This is a genomic window from Streptomyces malaysiense (genome assembly GCF_000980885.2).
GTDB classification, from domain to species: Bacteria; Actinomycetota; Actinomycetes; order Streptomycetales; family Streptomycetaceae; genus Streptomyces; species Streptomyces malaysiense.
In genome coordinates, this window is the sequence record NZ_LBDA02000047.1 from 43910 (window position 1) to 58661 (window position 14752).

Annotated in this window: 17 protein-coding genes; 13 read left to right on the top strand and 4 right to left on the bottom strand. The window is 69.6% G+C overall.

What is annotated here, in order from left to right; genetic code table 11:
• Positions 1 to 383 precede the first annotated feature (383 nt).
• On the bottom strand, positions 384 to 875 hold the full coding sequence (locus VT52_RS19335; RefSeq protein ID WP_046417962.1) for a helix-turn-helix domain-containing protein: 492 nt from the start codon (positions 873 to 875) through the stop codon (positions 384 to 386).
• A 231-nt stretch (positions 876 to 1106) separates the two neighbouring features.
• Between VT52_RS19335 and VT52_RS19340 the strand changes: the two genes are divergently transcribed.
• From VT52_RS19340 to VT52_RS19350, 3 genes are all read left to right on the top strand, one after another.
• Complete coding sequence (locus VT52_RS19340) at positions 1107 to 1457, top strand: WhiB family transcriptional regulator (RefSeq protein WP_063888336.1); 351 nt, start codon at positions 1107 to 1109, stop codon at positions 1455 to 1457.
• Positions 1458 to 1602: 145 nt separating this feature from the next.
• Entirely contained in the window at positions 1603 to 2262 is a 660-nt protein-coding gene (locus tag VT52_RS19345) for a hypothetical protein (RefSeq protein ID WP_046418084.1), read from the top strand.
• Entirely contained in the window at positions 2259 to 2549 is a 291-nt protein-coding gene (locus tag VT52_RS19350; RefSeq protein ID WP_240509815.1) for a MerR family transcriptional regulator, read from the top strand. Before VT52_RS19345 ends, VT52_RS19350 begins: the two co-directional genes overlap by 4 nt.
• Here the strand turns inward: VT52_RS19350 and VT52_RS19355 are convergent.
• Positions 2519 to 3802 (bottom strand): glycosyltransferase family protein, encoded by a 1284-nt coding sequence (locus tag VT52_RS19355; protein WP_046417963.1) that lies wholly within the window; start codon positions 3800 to 3802, stop codon positions 2519 to 2521. The genes VT52_RS19350 and VT52_RS19355 overlap by 31 nt on opposite strands.
• Before the next feature lie 299 nt (positions 3803 to 4101).
• Here VT52_RS19355 and VT52_RS19360 point away from each other — a divergent pair, with 299 nt between their 5' ends.
• The 6 genes from VT52_RS19360 to VT52_RS19385 all read left to right on the top strand — a co-directional run bounded on the left by VT52_RS19360 (position 4102) and on the right by VT52_RS19385 (position 10807).
• A complete protein-coding gene (locus VT52_RS19360) occupies positions 4102 to 5082 on the top strand; it encodes a glycosyltransferase family 2 protein (protein WP_046418089.1) in 981 nt (326 codons plus the stop codon).
• A gap of 261 nt (positions 5083 to 5343) precedes the next feature.
• On the top strand, positions 5344 to 5715 hold the full coding sequence (gene rpsL, locus VT52_RS19365; protein ID WP_003948652.1) for a 30S ribosomal protein S12: 372 nt from the start codon (positions 5344 to 5346) through the stop codon (positions 5713 to 5715).
• 2 nt (positions 5716 to 5717) lie between these two features.
• The gene (gene rpsG, locus VT52_RS19370; RefSeq protein WP_003992340.1) at positions 5718 to 6188 is read left to right on the top strand and encodes a 30S ribosomal protein S7; all 471 of its coding nucleotides are present in this window, start codon (positions 5718 to 5720) and stop codon (positions 6186 to 6188) included.
• A 39-nt stretch (positions 6189 to 6227) separates the two neighbouring features.
• The gene (gene fusA / locus VT52_RS19375) at positions 6228 to 8354 is read left to right on the top strand and encodes an elongation factor G (RefSeq protein ID WP_046417973.1); all 2127 of its coding nucleotides are present in this window, start codon (positions 6228 to 6230) and stop codon (positions 8352 to 8354) included.
• A 155-nt stretch (positions 8355 to 8509) separates the two neighbouring features.
• The gene (tuf, locus tag VT52_RS19380) at positions 8510 to 9703 is read left to right on the top strand and encodes an elongation factor Tu (RefSeq protein ID WP_046417976.1); all 1194 of its coding nucleotides are present in this window, start codon (positions 8510 to 8512) and stop codon (positions 9701 to 9703) included.
• A gap of 135 nt (positions 9704 to 9838) precedes the next feature.
• Positions 9839 to 10807 (top strand): hypothetical protein, encoded by a 969-nt coding sequence (locus VT52_RS19385; RefSeq protein ID WP_240509816.1) that lies wholly within the window; start codon positions 9839 to 9841, stop codon positions 10805 to 10807.
• 184 nt (positions 10808 to 10991) lie between these two features.
• Here VT52_RS19385 and VT52_RS19390 read toward each other — a convergent pair whose 3' ends face one another.
• Positions 10992 to 11975 carry a toxin glutamine deamidase domain-containing protein gene (locus VT52_RS19390; protein WP_063888337.1) on the bottom strand — a complete coding sequence of 328 codons (984 nt, stop codon included), beginning with the start codon at positions 11973 to 11975 and terminating at the stop codon, positions 10992 to 10994.
• A gap of 28 nt (positions 11976 to 12003) precedes the next feature.
• On the opposite strand from VT52_RS19390, the gene VT52_RS19395 reads away from it, so the two are divergent.
• A complete protein-coding gene (locus VT52_RS19395; RefSeq protein WP_046417978.1) occupies positions 12004 to 12660 on the top strand; it encodes a hypothetical protein in 657 nt (218 codons plus the stop codon).
• A 13-nt stretch (positions 12661 to 12673) separates the two neighbouring features.
• Here VT52_RS19395 and VT52_RS19400 read toward each other — a convergent pair whose 3' ends face one another.
• The gene (locus VT52_RS19400) at positions 12674 to 13051 is read right to left on the bottom strand and encodes an ATP-binding protein (protein WP_046418098.1); all 378 of its coding nucleotides are present in this window, start codon (positions 13049 to 13051) and stop codon (positions 12674 to 12676) included.
• Between the two features lie 179 nt (positions 13052 to 13230).
• On the opposite strand from VT52_RS19400, the gene VT52_RS19405 reads away from it, so the two are divergent.
• The 3 genes from VT52_RS19405 (at position 13231) to VT52_RS19410 (ending at position 14711) form a co-directional block, all read left to right on the top strand.
• Positions 13231 to 14076, top strand: coding sequence for a helix-turn-helix domain-containing protein (locus VT52_RS19405; protein ID WP_046417979.1), 846 nt, complete (start codon positions 13231 to 13233; stop codon positions 14074 to 14076).
• Positions 14073 to 14261, top strand: a complete 189-nt coding sequence (locus VT52_RS35795; RefSeq protein ID WP_079175130.1) for a DUF397 domain-containing protein — start codon at positions 14073 to 14075, stop codon at positions 14259 to 14261. The genes VT52_RS19405 and VT52_RS35795 overlap by 4 nt, the downstream gene beginning before the upstream one ends.
• Positions 14262 to 14345: 84 nt before the next feature.
• Entirely contained in the window at positions 14346 to 14711 is a 366-nt protein-coding gene (locus VT52_RS19410) for a hypothetical protein (RefSeq protein ID WP_240509817.1), read from the top strand.
• Positions 14712 to 14752: the final 41 nt, after the last annotated feature.

Sequence of the window (14752 nt, forward strand, 5' to 3'; positions counted from 1 at the left end):
GCGGTGGACCGCCGGGCGGGCGCCGCATGGGGCGGCGGGGAGGCGCGGCGCCTCGGCCCGGCGGTACGGCGAGGAGTTGCCGCCCGGCCGTTTCCCGGCCTGCGGGCACAGCTCCGCCGCTGCACCAACTGTGACAGACGAGCGTGCGCGCACGCAACTAAAAAGGTGGACGGATGTTTCTGCCGGTGTGCGAGGGGAGGGGAAGCGCGAGAGATCGGACCTGGTGACTGCGGGACTCGCCGTACTCAAGGGAGTAATGGGGCGGATGTGAAAAGGCCCCGGACGTGCCGACGCACCCGTCGGCGTACGGGTGCTCTGTCCGGGGCGGGGCTACCGGGGCGGGGCTACCGGGGCGGGGCCTTCCGGTGTGGAGCCGCCCGGCATCAGTCGCCGGCGATCGCCCTGCCGACGACCGTCTCCACCGGCGTCCGTGCCTCCTCGGCGCGCTGCGCCACGGGCTCGGCCTCGTGCGGCAGGAACTGCTCGACGACTTTCACGAACATCTCGCGCCGGTCGGCGGGGATCCCCAGCAAGTCGGCGACCTCCTCCAGTGTGGGCCGGCGGCCGAACTCGGCATCCGGTGCGGGGGAGGCCAGGTGATCGTGGGGGTCCGCCAGTTCCTCGGCGGTCAGCCGGCCGGAGCGGATGAGCATCTCGCGCACCGGAACGCCGAGGACCCGGGCGAGTCTCCGCGTGGTCTCGAGGTCCGGCATGCTCTGCCGCTGCAGCAGGCGTGTGACTGCGGCCCGGTGCACCCCGGCCTCGTCGGCGATCCGCGACTTCCCGCCCCCCCGCGGGCTGTCGATGTCGTATCCGCGGTCGCGCATCAGGTCCTCGACCCACGCGGCGAACGCGTCCAGATCTTGGCTGGTCATCTGTGTGCTCGCTTCCCTTTGGAGAGCACGAGTTTAGCTTGCTTGCGCGCGCGGTATTACGTGCTTTCGTGCAAGCACTGTGAAAGGGCGGGTGAAAAAAGTGTGAAGCGGGCGAAAGGCGGCGCGAGGGGAGGAGGGCGGGCGGCGTCGACGGAAAAAGCTCGTTGCGAGCGCGCGCGCAATCTGTAATTCTTGGCGCGCTCGTGCTCCAGCCGCCCCAGAGGAGGCCCCATGTCCGTCTCCGGCTCGTGCCCACCGCAGCCACGCAACGTCCCCGGGCCCGCCCAGGCCTTCCCCTCGCTCGACCCGCCGGGCTGGCGGTCCGCCGCGGCCTGTGCCGGGCTGCCGCCCAAGGTCGTCTTCTCCAAGAAGGCGAAGGAGGCCGCTCCCGCGCTGCGGGCCTGCGTCGGCTGCCCGGTCCGCCGCCGCTGCGAGGAGGCGGTCGCACCGGCGGACAACTGGTTCGACGGCGTCTGCGGTGGCCGCCTCTGGCGCTCCGGCCGCCCCGTCCGGCTCCCCGCCGGCCTCCTCCCGGTGACCGGCGAACACCGCGCCGCCCGCGACGGAGGCCGCGTTGCCTGACGAGCATCCGATGTCCGGCCACCGCGCTGCCGCCGGCCGTCGCCGGACCTCTGACCACCGCCGCGGCGCGGACGATCGCCTCAGCGCGGACGACCGATCCGGCGGGGGCGATCGCCCGACCACTCAGGCCGCCCTCTGGATCGGCATGCTCCTGAAGCAGTTCCCGGAGCTGGCCACCGAACTCGCCCCCGGCCGGGCCGCCCCGGGCCGCCGCACCCCGCCCCCGCCGCCCGCGGAGCTCGCCGAACGGCTCCACGAGGAGCGCGAGGAGGCCCTGCGCCTCCAGCAGCGGCACGGCCTTGTCGCCCCCGGGTACAGTGCAGCACCCCTGCGCCTGCACATCTCCGACACCATCCGCGACATCAGCGACGGGGTCGTCGAGCTGGAGGAGGCCGTCCGGGACCGGCTCGGCCTGCCGCGCGCCCGCCGGGCCCCGGTGCCGGAGCGGCTGCGCCGGATTGCCGCGGTGCTCGACGGCGTGGCCGCCGACCCCGTCCTGGCGGGCCACGTACGTGACGAGACACGGCGGATGGCCCGCCGCTGCGCCCGCGCGCTGGGAGACACCGAGGTCGTCGTACGGGTGTCGGGTCGCTGCCCCTGGTGCGACTCGGTCTCGCTGCGGGCCTTCCCCGACCGCGGCGCGGTGCTGTGCGTCAACCCCGCCTGCCGCTGCGCGGACCCGCTGTGCGGCTGCCACGACGACCCGGCCTACCGGCACACCTGGGACGAGCGGGAGTGGGAGCGCACGGCCGGCGAGCGCATGACCGCCGAGCACACGGCCACCGACCGGAAGGACGCCCGATGAGCGGTTGCCCGACGAGCGAGGGGCCGCACCCGGTCCCGCCCACCCTGATCCCCGGTCCTCTCGCGGCTCAGGAGGCCGGGGTGGCGCCCGCGACGATCCGCAAGTGGGTCCAGCTCGGTCACCTGAAAGCGGCGGGCAAGGCGGGCCGGGCCCAGCTCTTCCGCCTGGAGGACGTCTTCGCGGCCGAACGGGCCGCCCGGGGCACGGCCCGTCGCGGTCGCCGCACGGGCCGTGCCCCCGACGCCCCGGACGCCCTCTACGGAATCCCCAGCTCGAAGATCACATAGTGGGCGTACCAGCCCGACGCCACCGCCGCTGTCGTGAAGAAGACCGCCAGCCCCGGCCACCTCAGCCGGCTCATGGCAGCCGCCGGGGCGAGCAGCAGCGGGAAGACCGGCAGCAGATAGCGGGAGGTGTTGCCGAACATCTGCTGAGTGCCCAGCACGGTCAGGATGCTCGCCAGCGTGTACGCCACCAGCACCGACGGCGGCCTTTTGCGCAGCATCAGCGCGACCAGGAACGGCAGCGCGATCACCAGCTGCACGGCCAGCAGGTCGGGAGTGGAGAAGGCGAAGAGATAGCCGTTGCGCCCGACCGCGACGTTGCGCAGTACGTCCAGCGTGTACACGCCCCAGTCGAAGTGGTGCGCCCAGCCCCCGCGCTCCAGCGTGAAGTACGCGGTCAGGCTCCCCATACTCAACCCGACCCACACGAGGTAGGTGAGCAGACCGAGCGGCGCCGCGATCATCGCGTACACCGGCCCGGCGACCCCGTGTTCGCGGCGGCTGTCCCGGCGCGCCACCGTGACCAGGGCGGCCAGGCCCACCGCGCCGATCAGCGCCGCCGAGGTCGGCCGCTCCAGGCCCGCGGCGAAGGCGAGCAGGCCGGCCGCCACCCAGCGGCGCCGGATCACGCAGTAGCAGGTCCAGGCCGCGAGCGCGACGTACAGCGACTCCGAGTACACCGCCCACTCGACGCCCGCCCCGGGCGCGACGGCCCACAGCCCGGCCGCGATGGTGCCCGCGCGGGCACCGGCCAGCGCGGAGATCACCGCGTAGATGCCGGCGGCAGCCACGAAGGAGGCCACGACGGACACCAGGATCCCGGCGCCGGACAGGCCGAGGCCGGTCACCTCGGACACACCCCTGATCAGGCCCGGGTAGAGGGGGAAGAAGGCGACCGAGTTCTGTTCGACCGTGAACACCCCGCCGTGGGCCAGCGGCTTCAGCGGTCCCGGGTGGTACCCGTTGCCGGCGACCTGGAGGTACCACCAGCCGTCCCAGGTCGACAGGATGTCCCACCAGTGGGCGCCGCCGCCGAACCGCGGGTCCTTGTGCCGGTAGTCGCCCGCGTACTCCAGGAGGCACGCGAAGACGCCGAGGCCGACGAGCTTCGTCACGCCGTACAGGACGAGCGCGGGCAGGTACGGCCGCGCCCCGGGCGGCAGCGAGAGACGGCGGCTGGGGCCCTGCCTCCCGGACCGCTCGTCAGCGGGTACGGAGGCGGGGCCCGTCGCCGTGTCTCTGGAAGCCGTGCTCATCGTGTGGTCCCCCCTCGGCCGGCCGCCGAGGCCGCGGGGGACGGGGATGCCCCCTCCTACCAGGACGCCCGGTCGGTCGTGTGTGCGCCAGACATAAGATCGCACACAGGGTGTGAGCGCGGCCGAAGAACGGCCCGGGGACGCCCGAAGGGCCGCCGGTGTGCGGCGAGGGGGACGGGCCGGTGGCCGAGCAAGAGCGTGAGACAGGCAAGGCGCACGGGGCGCGCGAGACGCACGGGACACCCGTGGAGAAGACGTACACGGGCGACGGGGCGGCCGAGCTGTCCGTCGTCATACCGATGTACAACGAGGAGGAGGCCCTGCCCGCCCTCGTCGGCCGGCTCCGCCCGGTGCTGGACGGCCTCGGGGTGCCGTACGAGCTCGTCGCCGTCGACGACGGCAGCGCCGACCGCACCGCGGAACTGCTCGCCGCGTTCCGGCTCGGCTGGCCGGAACTACGGGTCATCGGGCTGCGCCGCAACTCCGGCCACCAGGCCGCGCTGACGGCGGGCCTCGACCGGGCGGTGGGCGCGTACGTCGTCAGCCTCGACGCGGACCTGCAGGACCCGCCGGAGAAGATCCCCGAGATGCTCGCCCTGGCCCGCGGTGAAGGGCTCGACATCGTGTACGGCATCCGCGCGGACCGTGCCTCCGACAGCGAGTTCAAGCGGTGGACGGCGGGGCTCTACTACCGGCTCGTGCGACGGCTCGCGGGGCCGTCCGTCCCCGCCCAGGCCGGCGACTTCAGGCTGCTCAGCCGGGCCGTCGTCGACGCGCTGAAAGAGCTGCCCGACCAGCAGCGCGTCTACCGGCTGCTCGTGCCCTGGCTGGGGTTCCCCAGCGGGCAAGTCACCTACGAGCGCGCTCCGCGGACCGCCGGGAGCAGCGAGTACCCGCTGGGCCGGATGATCCGGCTCGCCGTCGACAGCATCACCGGCTTCTCGGCGGCCCCACTGCGGCTGGCGACCTGGCTCGGGGGCATCGCCTTCGTCGTGTGCATCGGGTTGATGGGGTACACGCTCACCGCGCACGCCCTCGAACGCACGGTACCCGGGTGGACCTCCCTGTTCATCGGGGTGCTGTTCATCGGTGCGGTGCAGCTGATCTGCGTCGGGATGCTCGGGGAGTACGTGGCCCGCATCTATACCGTCGTACAGAACCGGCCCTCGTACTTCGTGAGACACGACACGGCACACGGCGACACGCACGGCGACACGCACGGTACGGCGCGGGATCGCGCAGACCCCTCCCGAGTCGCGCCGCGCCACTCGCCGTGGTAATGGGGCACACCAGCCGCCCGGTCTCCCTGCTTTCGTTTTGACCGAAGTCAGCGGGCTGGGTACGCTCAGACCTTGTGCCTGGGGTGTGCCCTGGCTGCTGTGCGTGCCTTGAAACCGTACGGCGAGCTACGACCGGCCACCGTAATTCGCGCCCTTCCCGCTTTCCGGCGGGAGTCTGGCGGATTCGACACACCCGACCGCGTGGGTCGGAGGCGTTCCAGGTTAGCTTTACCTATTCGGCACACAGAAACCGGAGAAGTAGTGCCTACGATCCAGCAGCTGGTCCGTAAGGGCCGGCAGGACAAGGTCGAGAAGAACAAGACGCCCGCACTCGAGGGTTCCCCTCAGCGTCGCGGCGTCTGCACGCGTGTGTTCACGACCACCCCGAAGAAGCCGAACTCGGCCCTGCGTAAGGTCGCGCGTGTGCGTCTGACCAGCGGGATCGAGGTCACCGCTTACATTCCGGGTGAGGGCCACAACCTGCAGGAGCACTCCATCGTGCTCGTGCGCGGCGGCCGTGTGAAGGACCTGCCGGGTGTTCGCTACAAGATCATTCGCGGCTCCCTCGACACCCAGGGTGTCAAGAACCGCAAGCAGGCCCGCAGCCGCTACGGCGCCAAGAAGGAGAAGTAAGAATGCCTCGTAAGGGCCCCGCCCCGAAGCGCCCGGTCATCATCGACCCGGTGTACGGCTCTCCTCTGGTGACCTCCCTCATCAACAAGGTGCTGCTGAACGGCAAGCGCTCCACCGCCGAGCGCATCGTCTACGGCGCCATGGAGGGTCTGCGTGAGAAGACGGGCAACGACCCGATCATCACGCTGAAGCGCGCGCTTGAGAACATCAAGCCCACCCTCGAGGTCAAGTCCCGCCGTGTCGGTGGTGCGACGTACCAGGTTCCGATCGAGGTCAAGCCCGGTCGTGCCAACACGCTCGCGCTGCGCTGGCTCGTCGGTTACTCCCGCGCCCGTCGCGAGAAGACCATGACCGAGCGCCTGCTCAACGAGCTTCTCGACGCGTCCAACGGCCTCGGCGCCGCTGTGAAGAAGCGCGAGGACACCCACAAGATGGCCGAGTCCAACAAGGCCTTCGCGCACTACCGCTGGTAGTCGCTACCCACATCGAGACCGAGAGAAGACTGAAGCCTTATGGCTACCACTTCACTTGACCTGGCCAAGGTCCGCAACATCGGGATCATGGCCCACATCGACGCGGGCAAGACGACCACCACCGAGCGGATCCTGTTCTACACCGGTGTGTCCTACAAGATCGGTGAGGTCCACGACGGCGCTGCCACCATGGACTGGATGGAGCAGGAGCAGGAGCGTGGCATCACGATCACCTCTGCTGCCACCACCTGTCACTGGCCGCTGGAAGACGTCGACCACACCATCAACATCATCGACACCCCGGGCCACGTCGACTTCACCGTCGAGGTGGAGCGCTCCCTGCGCGTGCTCGACGGTGCCGTGACGGTGTTCGACGGCGTCGCCGGCGTTGAGCCCCAGTCCGAGACGGTGTGGCGTCAGGCGGACCGCTACGGCGTTCCGCGTATCTGCTTCGTCAACAAGCTCGACCGTACCGGTGCCGAGTTCCACCGCTGTGTCGACATGATCGTCGACCGCCTGGGCGCTCAGCCGCTGGTCATGCAGCTGCCGATCGGCGCCGAGGCGGACTTCAAGGGCGTCGTCGACCTGGTGACGATGAAGGCCTTCGTGTGGTCCGCCGAGGCCACCAAGGGCGAGATGTACGACGTCGTCGACATCCCGGACACGCACACCGAGGCTGCCGAGGAGTACCGCGGCAAGCTGCTCGAGGCCGTGGCCGAGAACGACGAAGAGATCATGGAGCTGTACCTGGAGGGCGAGGAGCCTTCCGTGGAGCAGCTGTACGCCGCGATCCGTCGTATCACCATCGCGTCCGGCAAGAGCGAGGGCACCACGGTCACCCCGGTGTTCTGCGGCACCGCGTTCAAGAACAAGGGTGTCCAGCCCCTGCTCGACGCGGTCGTGCGCTACCTCCCCTCGCCGGTCGACATCGAGGCCATCGAGGGCCACGACGTCAAGGACCCCGAGGTCGTCGTCAAGCGCAAGCCGTCCGACGACGAGCCGCTGTCCGCGCTGGCGTTCAAGATCATGAGCGACCCGCACCTCGGCAAGCTCACCTTCGTCCGGGTTTACTCGGGCCGCCTGGAGTCCGGCTCTTCGGTGCTGAACTCCGTCAAGGGCAAGAAGGAGCGCATCGGCAAGATCTACCGCATGCACGCCAACAAGCGTGAGGAGATCGAGTCGGTGGGCGCCGGTGACATCGTCGCCGTCATGGGCCTGAAGCAGACCACCACCGGTGAGACGCTGTCCGACGACAAGAACCCGGTCATCCTGGAGTCCATGGACTTCCCGGCGCCGGTCATCCAGGTCGCCATCGAGCCCAAGTCGAAGGGCGACCAGGAGAAGCTCGGCGTCGCGATCCAGCGCCTGGCCGAGGAGGACCCGTCCTTCCAGGTCCACTCGGACGAGGAGACCGGCCAGACCATCATCGGTGGTATGGGCGAGCTGCACCTCGAGGTGCTGGTCGACCGTATGCGCCGTGAGTTCAGGGTCGAGGCCAACGTCGGCAAGCCGCAGGTGGCGTACCGCGAGACGATCCGCAAGGCCGTCGAGCGCGTCGACTACACCCACAAGAAGCAGACCGGTGGTACCGGTCAGTTCGCGAAGGTGCAGATCGGCATCGAGCCGCTCGAGGGTGGCGACACCTCGTACGAGTTCGTGAACAAGGTCACCGGTGGCCGTATCCCGAAGGAGTACATCCCTTCGGTCGACGCCGGTGCGCAGGAGGCCATGCAGTTCGGCATCCTGGCCGGCTACGAGATGACCGGTGTCCGTGTCATCCTCCACGACGGTGCCTACCACGAGGTCGACTCCTCCGAGCTCGCCTTCAAGATCGCCGGTTCGCAGGCCTTCAAGGAGGCCGCGCGCAAGGCTTCGCCCGTGCTCCTGGAGCCGATGATGGCCGTTGAGGTCACCACGCCCGAGGACTACATGGGTGAGGTCATCGGCGACATCAACTCCCGCCGTGGCCAGATCCAGGCCATGGAGGAGCGGGCTGGTGCCCGCGTCGTGAAGGGCCTCGTGCCCCTGTCGGAGATGTTCGGCTACGTCGGCGACCTCCGCAGCAAGACGTCGGGTCGCGCAAGCTACTCGATGCAGTTCGACTCCTACGCCGAGGTTCCGCGGAACGTCGCCGAGGAGATCATCGCGAAGGCCAAGGGCGAGTAACGCACCGCGTTCACACGCTTTAGGCTTGACTCCGGAGCCTCAAGGGGCATTCAGCCGAATACCAGGATGAATGCCCCGGGTTCCGGGCTATCCAGCAAAGATCACCTGGCGCCGATGAAGTAAGGCGTACAGAACCACTCCACAGGAGGACCCCAGTGGCGAAGGCGAAGTTCGAGCGGACTAAGCCGCACGTCAACATCGGCACCATCGGTCACATCGACCACGGTAAGACGACCCTCACGGCCGCCATTACCAAGGTGCTGCACGACGCGTACCCGGAGCTGAACGAGGCCACCCCGTTCGACAACATCGACAAGGCGCCCGAGGAGCGCCAGCGCGGTATCACCATCTCCATCGCGCACGTCGAGTACCAGACCGAGGCGCGTCACTACGCCCACGTCGACTGCCCGGGTCACGCGGACTACATCAAGAACATGATCACCGGTGCCGCGCAGATGGACGGCGCGATCCTGGTGGTCGCCGCCACCGACGGCCCGATGCCGCAGACCAAGGAGCACGTGCTCCTGGCCCGCCAGGTCGGCGTTCCGTACATCGTCGTCGCCCTGAACAAGGCCGACATGGTGGACGACGAGGAGATCATGGAGCTCGTCGAGCTCGAGGTCCGTGAGCTTCTCTCGGAGTACGAGTTCCCGGGCGACGACCTGCCGGTCGTCCGTGTCTCCGCGCTGAAGGCCCTCGAGGGCGACGCGCAGTGGACCCAGTCCGTCCTGGACCTCATGACCGCCGTCGACACCGCGATTCCGGAGCCGGAGCGCGACGTCGACAAGCCGTTCCTGATGCCGATCGAGGACGTCTTCACGATCACCGGTCGCGGTACGGTCGTCACCGGCCGTATCGAGCGTGGTGTCCTGAAGGTCAACGAGACCGTCGACATCATCGGCATCAAGACCGAGAAGACCACCACCACGGTCACCGGTATCGAGATGTTCCGCAAGCTGCTCGACGAGGGCCAGGCCGGTGAGAACGTCGGTCTGCTGCTCCGCGGCATCAAGCGCGAGGACGTCGAGCGCGGCCAGGTCATCATCAAGCCGGGTTCGGTCACCCCGCACACCGAGTTCGAGGCCCAGGCCTACATCCTGTCCAAGGACGAGGGTGGCCGCCACACGCCGTTCTTCAACAACTACCGTCCGCAGTTCTACTTCCGTACGACGGACGTGACGGGCGTTGTGACCCTCCCCGAGGGCACCGAGATGGTCATGCCGGGTGACAACACCGAGATGACCGTCCAGCTGATCCAGCCGGTCGCCATGGAGGAGGGCCTGAAGTTCGCCATCCGTGAGGGTGGTCGCACGGTGGGCGCCGGCCAGGTCACCAAGATCGTCAAGTAAGTTCCGCTTGCTTGAAGGTCACTGACCGACCTTTGGAGAGGCCCGTACGACTTCGGTCGTACGGGCCTCTTCGTCGTACTCTCTGCGTGTCACCGCTCCCGTACGACCGTACGATCGTCCGAAGAAAGTGAGCCCGTGAGCACCGTCCCGTCCGCCGAAGGCCCCGACGAGTCCCCGTCCGACGAGCAGTGGGAGGCGTTCCTGCGGGACGCCGTGGAAGGCGGTGGTGCCGGCGCTCCGAAGGAACCGTCGGCACGGGCGCGGGCATGGAGGGCGGCCGCCCGGACACGACGCCCGCGCCGGCCGCGGCGCCCCAGGTCGGCGACCGCCTGGCTGGCGAGTGCCGCGCCCTGGACGGCCGTCGCGGTCGTGGCCGTCTTCGGCGCCTTCCAGATGGGCCTGATCCCGCGGTCCTCGTCGACCTCACCGGCCTCCGGGCCCACCGCCGGCCCCGCCAAGGCCGTGTCCCTGCCCGGTGGCGGCTTCTCCGACGGAGACCGGTGCGGCACCAGGGACTACCACCACTTCCCGCTCCCGCCCGGCGCCGAGTCGCCGGAGCCCTCCGCCACCGACTCCGGCCCTCGAATGGTGCTCGGTTCCCACGGCTACGAGAAGCTGTCGTCCCGCGACCCGGGCCACCTCACCGTCGGCCTGCGCTTCGACCCCGGCCGGAAGAAGCTCCTGGAACTGTCGCGCACCCTGGGCGGCCAGGGTGTGGCGGTGGAGATAGAGGGCCCGCAGGGTCTGGTGGGCGGTGCCCACGGCCTGCCCGTCAGCTGGTCCTCCGACGTGAAGGACGGCGCTTTTGTCAAGGTGAGCGGTAGGACCGGCGGCGAGATCACCCTGCCGCCCCAGGCGCTGTGCCCCGGCTACGACGCCCGATCGGTGGCCGAGGCCCTCCGGCCGCCCACGGACTCCCACGACACCATCACCGGTCAGCCGCGCTACCGCCTGGTCGTCTCCCTCCGCGACCCGGCCGTCGGCACCCTGCGCACGGCCCTGGGCCTGCCGGCGCAGGACAGCCTGCTCAGCGCGAACAACCTGGTTCCGCAGGAGGGGTCCTGGACCGGTGGCCGGGGCTCTGTCACCGTGAAGGACGTGTAGTGGACGACCTGGAGACCACCCCGGGTCCCACACCCGTCGCCGACTGTGATCGACGAGGATCCTGGCACAGGGCACTGACATCGATGCTGATACTCGGGTTCCGGCGGTCGTGACCCGGGCACTGAGTGACGCCCTGCTGGGCTGTCTTCGCGTTGTTCTGTCCATCGCCCCACCGGTTCAGTGGTCACCAGGGGGCGCGTGGGGAGCCGGGCAGGGCCCGGAGCAGGGTCAACTCGCGCAGCAGGGGCGGCGGATCGAGGCGTGCGAGCGAGCCGGCCAGGCCGTCGAGGAAGACGACGCGCCCCTGGTTGTTGTGCACGTAGATCAGGTTCCCGCTGATCTCGTGGCCTCGGAGCCGGCGGCGCACCCACACGACCTCCCGGGTGCCGGGCCCCGGCTCCGCGACCGCCCCGACCACGTCGTCCCAGTCGGTCACGTCGACCGGCTCGAACTCCGGGAAGTAGCGCCGCCCGAGCCGCTCCCACCAGCCGGGGGCCTCGTGGAAGGCGCGCCAGGGCAGGGCCGAGACCGGTGTGCCGTCGATCCCGCAGTGCACGGCCACGAGACAGCCCCGCGCGTGCAGGTGCTGTCCCCTGATCCGCTGGGCGGTCACGGCCGGCGGTATCGGCCCCAGATCGGCGAGGGGGTCGCTGGGAGAGGGGTGGAACGGGGTGCCGCCGTCCTTCGGCACCACGACCGAGGCCGCGAGCATGGGCGTGTCGGAGAAGCCGGGCTGGGGGACCGTCCAGCACGGCATCAGCCAGGCGGTGGCCGTCTCGTACACGGGCGTCCGGCTCGGCCCGGCCAGTTCCACCAGACCGCCGTAGGTGCTCCGCAGCCACGCCTCGGCGCGCTCGCGCGTCTCGTCGGGCTCCGGTACGCCCCACGTTCCCGCGGCCCGCTGCGCCAGGTACTGCTCGGCCGGCAGGTACGTGGGCGACCAGTGGGCCCCGGTACCGTCGTGCGGCACGACGACGAGGGCGCTGAACGGGGCCTGCGCCCGATCCCCGGTTTCCAGGTGCTCCCGGAAGTCGAAACAGACCGTCCAGGCGTACGGGTACCACGTGGCCGTCTCCGGCCGCATGACGACGGACTCGGCGCGCTCCGGGTACATCTTCGTCCGCAGCCACCGTTCGGCCGCCGCCACGGCTTCCTCTCGGGTCCCCATCAGGCCCCCTCCTCTACGATGCGGCGTCATGTCCATACCCAATACCTGGGGCACACCGTACGGCGGCCACGCCGCCCCGCCCCCCGCGAAGGATCTACGGCCCCGGCGTATCTGGTACGTCGTGGCGGCACTGCTCGGCGTCGTCCTGGCCGGCGCCGGCATCACCTTCATCGCGCTGACGGTCAAGAACACGGTGCACGCGGTCGACAGGGCGCACACGTTCTCCAGCGGCGAGCAGCGCACGTTCGACTTCACCCAGGGCAGGACCCGCGCGATCTACGTCTCCCAGTCCGTACCGGGCCACGTCGACTGCCGCGTCCCGCGGGCGCTCGCCGACTCCCTGACCCGGCCGCCCGGCACCTTCCGCGTCACCCTCGGCACCCGCTCCTGGGAACGTGTCTTCGAGTTCACCCCGAAGACCACCGGCGACTACCCCGTCAGCTGCACCTCGGACATCCCGGCAGCCGACTTCGCCCTCGGCGACAAGCCGCAGGTGCGGAACATGGCCGTCGGCATCCTCGCGGCCGTCGGCTGCTTCCTCACGGCGGCGGTCGCGGTCCCGGGCATCTGCGTCATCACGGCGGTCCGCCGCGGCCGATGCCGCCGCCGGCTCATGGCCCCGCCGACGCCACCGGCGTGGGGACCGCCGCCGATGGGGCCACCGCCGATGGGCCCGCGGGCCTGAGCGCGCGGGCGAGTCAGTCACCCATCGGGACGGTGATCTCGGCCCACACGGTCTTGCGCGGTACGACGTCCGACGACACGCCCCACCGGTCGGCCAGCGTTTCCACGATGACCAGTCCGCGCCCCGACTCCGCCTCCGTGCCGGGATGTTGAGCCTTGGGCAGGCGTTCACGGCAGGTGTCGGTCACCTCGATGCGGAGCGTGCTGCCGACGACGTTCAGCGTGAGCTGGAAGTTCCGGCCCGGCACTCGGCCATGGGTCGCGGCGTTCGCCGCCAGTTCGGCGATCACGTGCGTGGCCGCGTCCGAGAGGATTCCCCAGCTGCGCAGCTGCTCCGTGGCGAGCAGCCGGGCGAGCCGGGCGCCGCGGGGGGTGGGGGACAGGAGCAGCATGAAGTCGCGGGTGGTGGCGACGGTTTCTTGGTTCACATCACTCAGCGTGGCGGGAGGTGGTTCGCTGAGTAAGCGACAGTGTCCGTACGTACGGTGACCGTCTCGGCTTTGTCTCGGCTGTCTCGGCTGTCTCGGGCGTTGTTCACGAGTACGAGCGAGCGCGCGCCGGAGGAGGAGCTGTGAGCGAAGGTGTGGACGAGACGGGTTGGGACGTCGAGCCGGGCGACGAGATCGAGTCGATCGTGCAGGCGGTGGGGCGCTTGCTCAAAGTCTGCCGGGAAGCAGCCGGGATGACCGTACCCGAGCTGGCCGTGGCCATGGGGTACGGCGAGGACATGATCCGCAAGATCGAGCGGGGAGCACGCATCCCTCGGCCGGAGTTCCTCGACAAGGTAGACACGCTCCTGAAGGCGCAGGGGCATCTTCGGGCCTTCATGGAGGACATGAAGAGGGCTCGGTACCCGAAGAAGGTCCGGGAGCTGGCGGAGTTGGAGGGGCGGGCGGTGGAGATGTCCCTGTACAGCAACCACAACATCCACGGCCTGTTGCAGACAGAGGAGTACGCGCGAGCGCTCCTGCGCACTTGGCGTCCCGCCTACTCGCCCGACCAGCTGGAGCGCATGGTGGCGGCACGAATGGCCCGGAAGTCCGTCTTCGAGCGGGCACCTTCGCCGGAGTTCAGCTTCGTCCAGGAGGAGGTGACGCTGCGCCGCCCGATCGGGGACACAATGGTGCTGCGCCGACAGCTCGAACACATGCTGGAGGTAGCCAAGTTGCCGTTCGTGGAGCTTCAGGTCATGCCGACCGACCGGGCGAATCACCCCGGGACGGGCGGTCGGATTCAGGTGATCAAGTTTGCCGATGGTACGGGAATGGGGCGTACCGACGGTGACTTCTCGGGCCGCCCGGTCTCAAGCCCCAGGCAACTCCGGTTCCTCGACCTGCGCTATGGCATCATCCGGGCTCAGGCGCTCACGCCAGAGGAGTCTCTGGCCTTCATCGAGCAAGCGCTGGGAGAACTATGAGCACCCCGGAACTCCATTGGTTCAAGAGCAGTTACAGCGACAGCAGTAACGGCAACGACTGCGTCGAGTTTGCCCCCACCCTCACCACCATCCACATCCGCGACTCCAAGAACACCGAGGGCCCCTGCCTCACTGTCGCCCCCACGACGTGGACCGCCTTCATCGGGTACGCCGCGGAGGCCTGACGGACGGCCGCCGACTTCACCATCCTGTGAGCTTGTTGTTAGCGTGACGGCTGGCATACAAGATCATTGAACGGGGGGTTGGACGTGTCGGGAAGCAGTGGGCCGGACCTCGCGCACTCAGCCGCTGACAAGCAGAGCGCCGCGAACGCCCTGAGCACGGACATCGGGCCGCACACGACCGACGCGGGGCGCTGGGCGGACGACGAGACCGGCGCCGTGGTCAAGGCGTTCGACGCGAAGGACGGGCACGGCTGGCTCACGTCCGGTGCCGTGAGCAAGGCGCACAAGACCTGGGGCGAACAGGTCCAGAACCTGGTGAGCAGGCTGGGGAACGACGAGTCGGCCATCCGGGACAGCAGCACTCTGCTGACTGGCAGGGACGTCGGAGCGGGTGCCGGTGTGCGCAGGGTGTCGATCTTCGACGCGTACTCACCGCCAGCTGATCACTGACCGACTTCACGGGGGAGCCATGCCGACGTACCACGAGATCC

Excerpts from the sequence above, each read along its gene's own strand:
- VT52_RS19335 (WP_046417962.1), bottom strand. The coding sequence starts at position 875 with ATGACCAGCCAAGATCTGGACGCGTTCGCCGCGTGGGTCGAGGACCTG.
- VT52_RS35795 (WP_079175130.1), top strand. The coding sequence starts at position 14,073 with ATGAGCACCCCGGAACTCCATTGGTTCAAGAGCAGTTACAGCGACAGC.
- rpsG (WP_003992340.1), top strand. The coding sequence starts at position 5,718 with ATGCCTCGTAAGGGCCCCGCCCCGAAGCGCCCGGTCATCATCGACCCG.
- VT52_RS19395 (WP_046417978.1), top strand. The coding sequence starts at position 12,004 with ATGTCCATACCCAATACCTGGGGCACACCGTACGGCGGCCACGCCGCC.
- VT52_RS19400 (WP_046418098.1), bottom strand. The coding sequence starts at position 13,051 with ATGCTGCTCCTGTCCCCCACCCCCCGCGGCGCCCGGCTCGCCCGGCTG.
- VT52_RS19360 (WP_046418089.1), top strand. The coding sequence starts at position 4,102 with ATGTACAACGAGGAGGAGGCCCTGCCCGCCCTCGTCGGCCGGCTCCGC.
- VT52_RS19390 (WP_063888337.1), bottom strand. The coding sequence starts at position 11,975 with ATGGGGACCCGAGAGGAAGCCGTGGCGGCGGCCGAACGGTGGCTGCGG.
- VT52_RS19355 (WP_046417963.1), bottom strand. The coding sequence starts at position 3,802 with ATGAGCACGGCTTCCAGAGACACGGCGACGGGCCCCGCCTCCGTACCC.
- VT52_RS19340 (WP_063888336.1), top strand. The coding sequence starts at position 1,107 with ATGTCCGTCTCCGGCTCGTGCCCACCGCAGCCACGCAACGTCCCCGGG.
- VT52_RS19345 (WP_046418084.1), top strand. The coding sequence starts at position 1,603 with ATGCTCCTGAAGCAGTTCCCGGAGCTGGCCACCGAACTCGCCCCCGGC.
- VT52_RS19350 (WP_240509815.1), top strand. The coding sequence starts at position 2,259 with ATGAGCGGTTGCCCGACGAGCGAGGGGCCGCACCCGGTCCCGCCCACC.
- fusA (WP_046417973.1), top strand. The coding sequence starts at position 6,228 with ATGGCTACCACTTCACTTGACCTGGCCAAGGTCCGCAACATCGGGATC.